Annotated in this window: 12 protein-coding genes; 4 read left to right on the top strand and 8 right to left on the bottom strand. The window is 59.9% G+C overall.

Annotated elements, in window-relative coordinates; genetic code table 11:
• The first annotated feature begins 291 nt into the window (after positions 1-291).
• The 3 genes from KP001_RS07285 to KP001_RS07295 all read left to right on the top strand — a co-directional run bounded on the left by KP001_RS07285 (position 292) and on the right by KP001_RS07295 (position 3,313).
• The gene (locus KP001_RS07285) at positions 292-1,677 is read left to right on the top strand and encodes a NarK family nitrate/nitrite MFS transporter (protein WP_217288870.1); all 1,386 of its coding nucleotides are present in this window, start codon (positions 292-294) and stop codon (positions 1,675-1,677) included.
• A 122-nt stretch (positions 1,678-1,799) separates the two neighbouring features.
• Positions 1,800-2,537, top strand: coding sequence for a sulfite exporter TauE/SafE family protein (locus KP001_RS07290; RefSeq protein ID WP_217288871.1), 738 nt, complete (start codon positions 1,800-1,802; stop codon positions 2,535-2,537).
• A 410-nt stretch (positions 2,538-2,947) separates the two neighbouring features.
• Positions 2,948-3,313: an endonuclease domain-containing protein gene (locus KP001_RS07295; RefSeq protein ID WP_217288872.1), complete on the top strand. Its 366-nt coding sequence runs from the start codon at positions 2,948-2,950 to the stop codon at positions 3,311-3,313.
• Positions 3,314-3,511: 198 nt separating this feature from the next.
• On the opposite strand, the gene KP001_RS07300 is transcribed toward KP001_RS07295, so the two are convergent.
• From KP001_RS07300 to KP001_RS07320, 5 genes are all read right to left on the bottom strand, one after another.
• A complete protein-coding gene (locus KP001_RS07300; protein ID WP_217288873.1) occupies positions 3,512-4,276 on the bottom strand; it encodes an undecaprenyl-diphosphate phosphatase in 765 nt (254 codons plus the stop codon).
• A gap of 171 nt (positions 4,277-4,447) precedes the next feature.
• Entirely contained in the window at positions 4,448-4,855 is a 408-nt protein-coding gene (locus tag KP001_RS07305; protein WP_217288874.1) for a hemerythrin domain-containing protein, read from the bottom strand.
• 143 nt (positions 4,856-4,998) lie between these two features.
• Entirely contained in the window at positions 4,999-6,246 is a 1,248-nt protein-coding gene (locus KP001_RS07310; protein ID WP_217288875.1) for a glycosyltransferase family 4 protein, read from the bottom strand.
• Between the two features lie 19 nt (positions 6,247-6,265).
• A complete protein-coding gene (locus KP001_RS07315) occupies positions 6,266-7,204 on the bottom strand; it encodes a glycosyltransferase family 2 protein (RefSeq protein ID WP_217288876.1) in 939 nt (312 codons plus the stop codon).
• A 127-nt stretch (positions 7,205-7,331) separates the two neighbouring features.
• Positions 7,332-7,973, bottom strand: a complete 642-nt coding sequence (locus tag KP001_RS07320) for a class I SAM-dependent methyltransferase (RefSeq protein ID WP_217288877.1) — start codon at positions 7,971-7,973, stop codon at positions 7,332-7,334.
• Between the two features lie 130 nt (positions 7,974-8,103).
• Here KP001_RS07320 and KP001_RS07325 point away from each other — a divergent pair, with 130 nt between their 5' ends.
• The gene (locus KP001_RS07325) at positions 8,104-9,039 is read left to right on the top strand and encodes a hypothetical protein (RefSeq protein WP_217288878.1); all 936 of its coding nucleotides are present in this window, start codon (positions 8,104-8,106) and stop codon (positions 9,037-9,039) included.
• Here KP001_RS07325 and KP001_RS07330 read toward each other — a convergent pair.
• From KP001_RS07330 to KP001_RS07340, 3 genes are all read right to left on the bottom strand, one after another.
• On the bottom strand, positions 9,007-9,942 hold the full coding sequence (locus KP001_RS07330) for a glycosyltransferase family 2 protein (RefSeq protein WP_217288879.1): 936 nt from the start codon (positions 9,940-9,942) through the stop codon (positions 9,007-9,009). The genes KP001_RS07325 and KP001_RS07330 overlap by 33 nt on opposite strands.
• Positions 9,943-10,028: 86 nt before the next feature.
• Complete coding sequence (locus tag KP001_RS07335) at positions 10,029-10,985, bottom strand: glycosyltransferase family 10 domain-containing protein (protein WP_217288880.1); 957 nt, start codon at positions 10,983-10,985, stop codon at positions 10,029-10,031.
• Positions 10,986-11,040: 55 nt separating this feature from the next.
• The gene (locus tag KP001_RS07340; RefSeq protein ID WP_217288881.1) at positions 11,041-11,760 is read right to left on the bottom strand and encodes an FkbM family methyltransferase; all 720 of its coding nucleotides are present in this window, start codon (positions 11,758-11,760) and stop codon (positions 11,041-11,043) included.
• Between the last annotated feature and the right edge of the window lie 13 nt (positions 11,761-11,773).

An 11,773-nucleotide genomic window follows, 5' to 3' on the forward strand; every position in this document is an offset into this window, starting at 1 on the left:
CTGCGACTTCTGCACCGTGTCATCCCCTCTCCCCCTGGGAGAGGGTGGCCGCAGGCCGGGTGAGGGACGTTGCACATGGCACAATGTCGCTTTCGTGCCAAGCCCTCACCCCCGCCCCTCTCCCGGAGGGCGAGGGGGGAACTGCAACTTCTGCAATCAGCACTGTGTCATCCCCTCTTCCCCTGGGAGAGGGTGGAACTGCGACTTCTGCACTGCACTCTGCCATCCCCTCTCCCGGAGGGCGGGGGATGAATGAAGCAATGGACCATTTGAGAAATATTTGGAGGGATGATGTCGTCACGCGTATTGGCAGTATGGACCCCGGAGGACGCACAGTTCTGGGAGCAGCAGGGTAAGGCCATCGCCTACCGAAACCTTTGGATCTCCATCCCGTCCCTCTTCCTTTCCTTCGCTGTCTGGATGGTCTGGAGCGTCGTCGTGGTAAACCTGCAGTCGATCGGGTTTTCCCTCGACGCGGACAAGCTGTTCTGGCTGGCGGCGCTGCCGGGCCTCTCCGGCGCGACGCTGCGCATCTTCTATTCCTTCATGGTCCCCATCTTCGGGGGCAGGACCTGGACCACCATCAGCACCGCGTCGCTCCTGATCCCGGCTGTCGGCATCGGATTCGCCGTGCGCGACCCGGGCACGAGCTACAGCACCATGCTGCTGCTGGCCTTTTTGTGCGGCCTCGGCGGCGGCAACTTCGCCTCCAGCATGTCCAACATCAGCTTCTTCTTCCCGAAGACGCTCAAGGGTACCGCCCTCGGACTCAACGCGGGCCTTGGCAACCTCGGGGTGAGCGCCATGCAGTTCCTGGTGCCACTGGTGATTACGGGGGGGATGTTCGGCGCCCTGTGCGGGGATCCCCAGGTCTGCGTCATCAAGGGTGTCTCCACCTCGGTCTGGATGCAGAATGCGGGCTTCGTGTGGGTCCCCTTCATCGTGCTCTCCACCCTGGCCGCATGGTTCGGCATGAACGACATCGCGGAGGCCAGGGCGTCGTTCAAGGAGCAGTCGGTCATCTTCAAGCGCAAACACAACTGGATCATGTGCTGGCTCTACCTCGGCACCTTCGGATCGTTCATCGGCTATTCCGCCGGTCTGCCGCTCTTGATCAAATCACAGTTCCCGACCGTCAACCCGATGCAGTACGCCTTCCTCGGGCCTCTGGTGGGGGCGCTGTGCCGGCCGCTTGGCGGCTGGATCGCCGACAAGGTCGGAGGCGCCCGGGTCACCTTCTGGAACTTCGTCGCCATGACCGCCGCCGCCTTCGGGGTTCTGCACTACCTCCCCGCCCAGGGGAACCCTGGCAATTTCTGGGGATTCCTGGCCATGTTCATCGCCATGTTCATCACGACCGGTATCGGGAACGGATCGACCTTCAGGATGATCCCGGTGATCTTCCTGACCGAGCGGCAGCGCGCGGCGGGGGACGTCAGGCGCGAAGCTCAAGCCAGGGCCGCGGCCGAGGCGGCGAAGGAGGCAGCGGCGGTGCTCGGGTTCTGCTCCGCGTTCGCGGCCTACGGCGCCTTTTTCATCCCCAAGGCCTTCGGCAGCTCCATAACGCTGACCGGCGGACCGCAGGGCGCACTCTACGGCTTCCTCGCCTTCTACGTGAGCTGTATCGCCCTCACCTGGTATTGCTACTCGCGGGAAAACGCGGAGATGCCCTGTTAACGCGGGCGCATGGGACAGCGCCGGGGAAGTATGGTATCTTCTCCCGGTGGTTGAACAGGCAAGTCGGCAACAACACTGAAGGGCGGTGGCGCTGAGCCGCGGTCAAACCACCAGAGGGTTACATGATCCTGGAACTTCTGATACCGATGTTGTTGTGCACCCTGCTGGTTGCGGTCCTCTACTCGTGCGTGGGGCACGGCGGCGCCTCGGGGTACATCGCGGTGCTGGCGCTTTTCAGCGTGGCGCCGGAAGTGTTCAAGCCTACCGCGCTCACCCTGAACCTCCTGGTGGCGGGAATCGCCACCTTTTCCTTCGCCCGCGCCGGGCATTTCTCGTGGCGTCTTTTCTGGCCCTTCGCGGCCACCTCGATTCCCTTCAGCTTCCTGGGTGGCTACCTCACCCTCCCCTCTCACATCTACCGGCCGCTGGTCGGGGTGGTGCTGCTTCTCTCGGCGTCGCGCCTCTTGCTGCAGAAAAATCAGGGGGCCGTGGGCACCACTCCCCCTGCCACCCCCACCGCCCTCTTCATCGGGGCCGCCCTCGGGCTTCTCTCCGGCCTCACCGGCGTCGGGGGCGGCATTTTCCTGAGTCCGCTTTTGTTGCTGTTCAAATGGGGTGAACCGAGGGAGGTGTCGGCGGTTGCCGCGCTTTTCATTCTGGTCAACTCAGGAGCGGGTCTGCTTGGGCATTTGAGCGGGGTGCAGGCGATACCCGGTTACGCACCCCTTTTGGCCGGCAGCGCCGTTTTGGGCGGCGTGGTCGGCTCGCTGCTCGGTAGCCGTCACCTCCCCGTCCCCACCATCATGCGTGTCCTTTCGCTGGTCCTCACCATCGCCGGTTTCAAGCTGCTGCTGGTTTAGCGTCTGTGAGTCCCCTCTACCTCTGGGAGAGGGTGGCCGAAGGCCGGGTGAGGGGTGTTGCAGTACGGCACCATGCCGCTTCCTGGCGAGGCCCTCACCCCTGCCCCTCTCCCATAGGGCGAGGGGTGGACGTTTAATGGGTCGCTGCCACAGGCAGGTCTTCTTCCGCGGGGCGAAACTGAAACTGCAGCTGGTTTCGCGCCCAGGTGAGCCCCCTCTCCCCCTGGGAGAGGGTGGCCGAAGGCCGGGTGAGGGGTGTTGCAGTACGGCACCGGCCGCTTCCTGGCAAGGCCCTCACCCCTGCCCCTCTCCCATAGGGCGAGGGGTGGACATTCACTTAAAGAAAAAAGGAACCATCAGCACATCAACAATTCTCCCTCTCCCTGTGGGAGAGGGCCGGGGTGAGGGCGATGCCACAAGCGACCTACTCGAAACTTCCGGAAGGGCTGCGGGACTTCGCCCGCTCTCTCAGAGGTAACCAGACTGATGCGGAAAACCTGCTCTGGCTGCTGCTGAGAAATAGGAGGTTAGGCTTCAAGTTTCGCAGACAGCACCCGGTTGCCGGGTACATCCTCGATTTCTTTTGCCACGAGGCGGGGCTGTGCGTTGAGCTTGATGGTGGGGAGCATAACGCCCCGGAGGCAGCGGCGAGCGACGAACAGAGGACAAAGAAGCTGAATACGCTGGGAATTACGGTGCTCAGATTTTGGGATGATGAAGTGCTGACAAACACGGAAGTTGTGCTGGAAAAGATTTACCTGGAGTTGGTTAAATAGTTTTACGCAGGTGGGAACCCTCACCCCTGCCCCTCTCCCAAAGGGCGAGGGGGAGACACGGAGCTCATGGAAATACGGACCATCCATTACTGCGACAATCTATCCCCCCTCTCCCTCCGGGAGAGGGTCGGGGTGAGGGCGATGCCCCAGCCGGTGCTTCGCCACCTCCTCCTGCCTGACGCCCCTAGCAGGCCACGCCTAGAAGAGAAAAACCAGAAACAGCACCCCGACCACGATGCGGTAGATGCCGAAGGGGATGAAGGTGTGGCTGGTGACGAACTTCAAGAGCGCCTTGATGCCGATCACACCGAAGATGAACGAGGTGACGAAACCAACGGCGATGTTCTGCCAGTCCGCAGCATGAAAAACCGTGTAGTTCTTGTAGATGTCGTAACAGGTGGCGGCGAACATGGTGGGAAGCGCCAGCAGGAAGGAAAATTCGGCGGCATCCTTCCGGTCCAGGCCGAACAGCAATCCCCCCATGATGGTAGCCCCTGAACGCGAGACGCCCGGTACCATGGAGAGACACTGTACAAGACCTATGGAGAAGGCCTGCCGGTAGCTGATCTCATCCAGGGTGTGGGTGGTGGCAGGGCGGTCTTTCATCCAGAACTCGATGACGATGAAGGCGACCCCGCCGACGATCAGCATGTAACTTACCAGCGAAGGCTGGAAGAACGACTTCACCAGCTTGTAGAGCAGGAAACCGATGGTGCCGGTGGGAAGGAAGGCGAAGCATACTTTCTTGACCAGGTCGGGGCGCGCGAACAGCTGCTTGCGGTACACCTCGACGACGGCGAGCATGGCACCCAGTTGGATGACCACCTCGAACACCTTGTGCGCCTCGGACTGCTGCAGCTTCAAAAGGGCCGACGCCAGGATGAGATGCCCCGTGGAAGATACGGGAAGGAACTCGCTCAACCCCTCCACGATGCCAAGTACTATCGCCTCAAAAATACCCACGAGAAACGCTCCTTTAATTACACCGATTCAAGCGAGACAAAATACCCGATCGTGCATGTGTTGTAAAGGAACAAGCGCGTGAATTTTTACGGCGACGGGGACAACGGCCCACGCGGTAAATAACCTGGAACCAGTGAGGCGCGCGCCCCATGGTTCCAGGCACGGAAGTGGTCAGTGCTGCAGTTTGTCGTAGGCTGAATAAAGGGTGTTTTCCTCACTGCGCAGCCTACGGGAGATGGTGGCGAAGAGTCTCCCCAGTGCCTTGGCGAACTCGATGTCGATCACGGCATCATCCGGGGAGTATTTCTTGAAGAAGGCTACGGCATTGCCGGAGATCTCTTCCATATCCTTGGCGTAAAAATCCACGGTGCGCTTCAACCCCTGGTCGGTCTGGGCGGCTTTGTTCAGCACCGGGTAGAGTTGCGCGTCCTCCTTGCGCAGATGTGCCAGCAGCGTCGATTGCGCTGTCAACAGGAGCCTGTGCGCCTCCTTGTTGGTAATGCTGGTATCCTTCACGCGGTTGAGCATCTCCTCGATTGCCACGTGGTCCTTTTTCAACTCATCGATCAGTCTAGACATCGTCACATCTCCTTACCGCTTTCGGTCTGCCCTCAGGCGCTTCTCTTGTGTGATTCAGTATAGGCGCGGCTAAAAGGGGGGGACTTGACGCAGATCAAGAATGTGCAGCGAGGATGCGAAAAAACGGGGAAGGCGAATCCATCCTAAGAAACGAGTTCTTCGTAGAGGCGAAGGTACCTTTCAGCGCAGGTGACGATGTCGAACTGCCGTGCGATTTTCTGACGGCAAGCGGCGTCGAGAACTTCAGACGGGACCTCACGCTTCAGCACCCAGGCCATCCCCTCGGCGAGCGACTCGGGTTGGAAGGGGGTGGCAAGGAAACCGTTCACCTTGTGGTCTACCAGATCCGGGATCCCCCCGACATTGAAGGCAACGGACGGCGTTCCACAGGCCATGGCCTCCATGATCGTGTTGGGCAGGTTCTCCTGCATGGAAGGGGCGACGAACAGGTCAACCGCACTGTACAGGAGGTTCAGGGTGAGTTCGTCGTGAAGGTAACCAAGGTAGTGCGTTCTCAGCCCAAAGTCGGGGGCATCCTCCGGCTCCGGCGAACCGAACACGACGATCTCGCATTCCGCTCCGAAGCCTGCTTCGCGGAGCTTGGCCAAAGCTGGGGCAAGATACTGGAAGCCCTTGTTTTTATCACTGGTAGCGCTGAATGCCCCGAAGAGGATGTACCTCTTGTCGGGCGAAAACCCGAACATCTCACGTGCGGTATCCCTGGTGACGCCCGGAATCCGTGTCAGGTCGAGCCCGTTGGGGATCACTTCGACGCGCAGGTCCCTGAACAGGGCGCTCTCCTTCGCGCAGCGGGCCAGCCAGCGGCTCGGGGTGACAACCGTGAGCGGCACCCCTTGCCACGCCTTGGCCTTCCTGCGCCAGGTCCAGCGGGAGAGATCCATCTCGCAGTTCGACCCTAGAACCGGACAGCGCCCGCAAGTGCCGGTGTAGCGCCGGCAATCCATGGGGAGGTGACACCCTCCGGTGAAGGCCCAGGAGTCGTGCAAGGTCCAGACCATGGGGCGACGCAACTTCGGGATCGTCTCGATGCGCAAAAATCCCGCGCTTACCCAGTGCAAATGCACCAGTTGCGGATCGATGTGCCTGAGCCGCGGAAGAACGTGATCGGGCAGGAGGTTCGCGAAAAAAGGGGCCCGGCTGCGCCTGGGGTACAACGAGAGCGGAAGCGTCTCCAGGGGTGGCTTCAACAGCGCCGAGACCCTCTCCGTCAGGCTTTGGGGCGCGTGGACCTGCGGGTAGCGCTCAGCGGGCGCCTTTTGCACCAGCATGTGCGCGTCGACACTGGCGTCACGCAGAGCAGAATGCAGACGGGCGGCAGCACGCGCAGCGCCGCCTTCCCCGTAAAATGTGTTGAGCAGGAGAACTTTCACTGGCCCCTCGGTGGGAACGCTATCGCGGCTCACGGCGCAACAGGCGCCGCAACCTGGCAGCCGTGCGTCCCAATAGCAGCGCCTGGCGCAGCGGCATGTGAATCGATTCCTCGAGTTGGCTGTCCAGCAAGACGTTGCGCTTCATCTCGCAGGGGTGCAACAGCGGGAACGCCATGGCGCGGGTAGGCAGACCGGCATGTTCTGTCACGGCCTTGGTATGAGTGGCTTCCTCGCCGAAACCGATGTTGGAAACCAGGTTGACCGCAGGCATGACGCAAAGGGTGTCATGCAGGAAGCAACAATAGGTGAACTGGTGGTCCCAGGTGTCGATATCACCCCGGTGAACGGCGTCGAAGAGCACCCTCCAGTAACGGGCCACCGCTCTTTGCGGAAAGAGCTGCTTCAGCCAGCCACTTTTTTTCACCGCGGGCCACGATTTCATTTCCACGTCGTAGCGCCGCCAACTGCGCCGCCAGGTCGCCCAGCCCCATATGTGCGGGCGGCGCGAAAAGTAGTAGCTCTCCGTGATCTCCGCGCTGTCGCCATGGAAGTTGTTGCCGCTGATCATGGCGACCCGGTCGTCATCCCGGAATTTCTCCAACAGCTCGTCGCAAAAGCGGAAGAAGGTGGGCTCCGGCACGCAATCGTCCTCGAGTATCACCGCCTCCCCGACCGTCCCGAAAACCCAGTCCATACCTGAGGAGATACGACGCTTGCAGCCAAGATTCACGTCGGAGAAGTTGAGCAGCACCTGGCAAGGCCAGTCTACGTTGGAAGCGATGGCGCGGGCGGCGGCGCACTTCTCCGCTTCCCCCTCGCGGTCGGAGCGGGGGCCATCGGCTATCACAAGCAACGTGGGCGGAGCTGCTTTCCGGATGGCCTCGAAAACACGCGCGGTGGTATCGGGCCTGTTGAATATGAAGAAGGCTACCGGCGATCGCATCTGCCACGTTGTCATCAGAATCCCTTTTACGAAAAATCTCAGCGATAATAGTGCATTTCATTTTGGATGACAAAGGGTTTCGAAGGCGCCATCGTCACGCTGCACCAGCCAGCAGGTGTCGCACCATCACGCTCGCGCTCCCTCACCCACGCTTCCGGGCAGTGGCGTAGATGGATTCATGCCGCCTCACCTGCTGATCCAGGTCCGGATCGAACTCCCGCGAAGCGACATCGACAAAGCCGGCGCTCTCCAGCGTGCGCAGCAGGTTTTCCTCGTCGAACATGTAACGGTGAAAGCCATCCATGTAAAACATGTAGTTGACGTAGTTTATCCTGACGCTGAAATCCAGGGTTGGATGCTGGCAAAACCGCCCGACATCGAATTGATCCGGATGCGCGTACCCGTCAAGGAAGATGCCGGCGTCGGGAACGCAGACACTTAAGGTAGCACCCGGCTTCATGACCCGGCGGCATTCTCCGAGCAGCAGGTGAACCTGGTCATGATCGAAATGCTCGAGCACGTGTTCAGCGTAGATGAAGTCTATGGATGCATCCGGAAACGGCAGCCCCGCCCTCAGGTCATAGGGGTACGGGGCCTTGATGTTCAGGTCCACCAGCATGAAGCCGCTTCTCTTCACATCGGCCCCGAGTTCCACCCTGTTGGTGCGCTCCTTGTCGAAGAAAAGCCGCACCTTCGCCTTACCCAGCAGGCAGCAGGCGATGCAGTAAAGCTCATGGTATATGACGCTTATTGACCTGCGCATTCTTATTCTAATCAATGACATCAACACGAACCTCCTGACGGGGGCATCCGAAACGGGGCACCCGCGTGGCGACAAAATCCTTGAGATCATCATGCAACTCGCGTAGATTCCGGTTGTCGTCCCCATCTACCGCAAGCGCAAAGGGTACAGCGTGAATCGTGACACCAGGATAGTGTTCATAAATACCGGGCGGAGTTTTTTCCTTCCCTATGTCCTGCACCAGGCGAAGCAGTTAAATCCATCGTCGGCCGTGGTGCTGATCGGGGATACCGGGGGTGAAGACGACCTGATCCAGTTCGAGCAGATCGAAAATCTCGCCAGCGACGACATCGACAGCTTCCGCGCTAACTACGTTCACAGATCCACCAACCCTGAGGCATTCGAGCTTTTTTGCTGGGAGCGGTGGTTCTACCTGCGCAACTTCATGCGCAAGGAGCAGGCGGACTCGGTACTGTACCTGGATTCCGACGTGCTCCTTTACAGCTCCCTGGAGGATATCCGGCGCTGCTATGACGGCGTGGACTGGGAGTGCGGATTGAGCGTCCCACCGGGGGGACCCGCTTCAGGACACATAAGCTACTGGACCAGGGAAGCCATCGAGGATTTCTGCCAGTTCGCGGCGGCGAGTTTCCTGGAGGGCTGCGCGTCGCAGATCTACGACCAGAAGTGGCAGCAGCACCTGGCTGACGGCGTTCCCGGCGGCGTCTGTGACATGACGACCATCGAGCTTTTTTACCAGTCCAACAGATGCCGCATCCTCAACCTTGCCGCCCCGTACCGGGGGAACGTTTTCGATCACAACATCAACTTCGGCGACAACGCCGAGCCCGGGGAGTACGTGGTCGAAGGCGGCATCAAGAAAGTGAGTTTCAAGGGGGGCGCGCCGTTTCTGTGCCGCGCGGAGAACGGCCAGATGGACCGGGCTCATGCCCTGCACTTTCAGGGGAGCGCCAAGCGGCTCATCAGGAATTTCTACAGAGGCGGATCCTTCCGGGGAAAGGCCAGATACGACATGATCTTCCTTTTCCACTCGCTGCGTCTGCGGGCAAGGGTCTTACTGGACCGCTTTGCGCGACCGTCTGTCTGAGCAGTACTCCATGAGGGCCCCCAGTTCACCGGCAAGCGGTGAGAGTGCGTAATAGAGGGTCCTTTTGAACGGCCTCCGCCACGCGGTGCCAAAGAGCAGGACGCCCTTCACGCCGGTGAACAGCAGTGATGCGAGGATCTCGCGGAGAGAACGCTCAACCCTGAAGGTCAGCCCATGGTTCCTCCCGCTGAGATATCCGGCGCTGATCAGGTAGAAAAGAGAGGTTTTTTCCGGCCGTACCAGATGACGCACCCGAACCGAAGGAACGTAAAAAATCTGCTCCCCCCCCTCGTGCATCAGCAGGAAAAGGTTGATCTCCTCCCCGAAAGCGGTCGTAGTCCCGTTCATCCCCAGTTTGTCGCTGAACCCGCCAAAGCGCGGCAAGAGCTCTTTCCTGAACACCATGTTGAGACCGATGATCCATTCCTTGCCGATGGCTATGGGCCTCTCCTCGCTCCCCATATCGAGGGAGCCGTACTCGGGTGGAAACCACCCGGGAGGATCGGACAGATAAAAGCCATCGAAGGGACCACCGAACACCCCGACCTCCGGACGCCTCCCGACAAAGTCGCAGATGGCGGAGACCCACCCCTCGTAGGCGATGGCGTCATCATCGATGTAGGCGACGTAGTCTCCCCGCGCCTCCAGCCAGCCGCGGTTCCTGGCGTTACTGAGCCCCTGTTTGGGTTCGCTGATGACCCGGAAATTGCGAAACTGTTCCGCAAAGGAGGTGGCGATTTCAAAGGTTCTGTCGGTGGAGTTGTTGTCCACGACGACCACTTCAAATTTTTCCGGTTCCGCCTTCTGTGCCGCCAGCGACTGCAGGCAGGAGCCGAGGATGTCGGAGCGGTTGTATGTGCATACTACGACCGAGAGCGTTAACGATCCGCTAGGGTCAAACATGTGTCACCTCTTCCTGCCATTTCTTTGCAACTTCAACTCTCACCGCAACAGGCGCCAAAGCCCCGATCTTCATGCCGCCGCAACCGTTAGCGGCTCAACCTGGCACGCAGCGAATCGGACGTTCTCCCGGCCCACAACTGCAGCCTGAGCTGCGCCCGCTTTATGAAATCCGTCTTCCTGGCTTTGCGCACCGGATGGGGATGGGAAAAAATCTGGTCAAACCGGTCCAGGACATTTTTCTCGTTGATGAATTCGTTGTCTTGACCGTTTGCGAAACAGTGCTGCGAGAGATAGGCACGGTAGAGGTCGTCGTCCCGGTCGATCTCGGCCACCCTCGCCACGACCTCCTCGAAGCTGCCGTAATCGTGGCAGTTGATGAAGGCCTTGGGGTTGAAATCGCGGCCGACCAGCGGGTTCCCCCAGTAAATCGGGACGGTACGGGCGATAAAGGCGTGCAGGAGCTTCTCCGTGGTGTACCCCGGGTGGGACTCGTTCTCGAAGGCGATGGTGAACTTGTAGTTGCCGAGGAAGTCCAGCTTGTCCCCGACGAGATGCCCTATGTTGTTACGGACCTTCCCCCCCGAATCGACCCTTTTGTACTGCTGCAGCCGGTCAAAGAACTCCATCCGCTCCCTGGCCCGGTCGTTGGAGTAGACGAAGTTACAGAACTTCCTTTGTTGCCGCATGATGGCATCGACGTCGACATCTTCCGTCGTCCTGTGCAACTGCCAGTCCAGTCCATACAGGGGTAGACGGTAATTCCTGTCGGTGACGGGGTAGTCGAAGCTGAAAGCGTAGTCGCAGTCGTCGAAATCGGGGCGGATGTTCTCGCCGGTGTAGAAAATCCGGACGCAATCGTAGCTGAGATAGTCGTACCCGGAGTCGCCGCCAAAGCAGGAGTAAATGAGGAAGTCCGGGCGGTCGGTCAGCACCAGTTCGAACCGCTTGGACAGAAGCCGGTACAACGGGTTGTGGCGCCGTATGACGTCGTGGTCGTTGGAATGCCAAAAACCCGTGAAGTTGATGAGTATCTTTCTCTGCACGTCGATGCTCCGATCATCAGAAAACTGCTTCCGTCCGCGATCCCGTCCGGGTGATCTACCGCCTCACGTAGAACTCGTCACCCACGATCGAGTGGAGCACGTACCCGTTTTTCCTCATAAGCAGCGGGATCCGGCAATCGTCGTAGTTATTTTCCACCCCGACTACCGAGATCTCGAAGCGGCGGAAGTCTATCGTCTTGAGAATCGAGTATTCCGCCCCCTCGGTGTCTATGTTGAGATAGTCCACCTTCCTGATGCCATGCCGGTCCAGCAGTTCGTTAAAGTTGCAGCACTCCACCTCGATCTCGCGGCAGGTTCCGCCGTGTCGCGCGATCTCGTCGGCGATCCTCTGCTGGTGTTGGGGGTCGTACTCGTCGACCAGCCCGCTCAGCATCTCGGCGTACCCGGAAACGACCTGGAATTTCGCCGTCCCCGGCTTGGCGGCGATGCAGGCGTTGACGAGGATCCCCCCCCTGTTCGCCTTGAGTTTCCGGAACACCTCCGGGATCGGTTCCACGGCGATACCGGTCCACCCCAGGTTGCGCTCCAGGTGGCAGGTGTTGCTGAAGCTGATGCCGTCGTTCGCGCCGATATCCACAAAGATTTTGGTGACGGAGTCTTTGCACAACACCTCGGCGACCCATTGATCCTGCCCGCACTGGCTATAGTAACCGGCAGCCTTGAGTTCGTGCAGGTCAAACTGCCTGCGCGTGGCGGAACGGGCAAGAACCCGATGGCACAGACGGTTCAGCCTGGATGCGATTTTATGGAACACGGCACTCTCCCTT

It is taken from the genome of Geomonas subterranea (assembly GCF_019063845.1).
Classification (GTDB): domain Bacteria; phylum Desulfobacterota; class Desulfuromonadia; order Geobacterales; family Geobacteraceae; genus Geomonas; species Geomonas subterranea.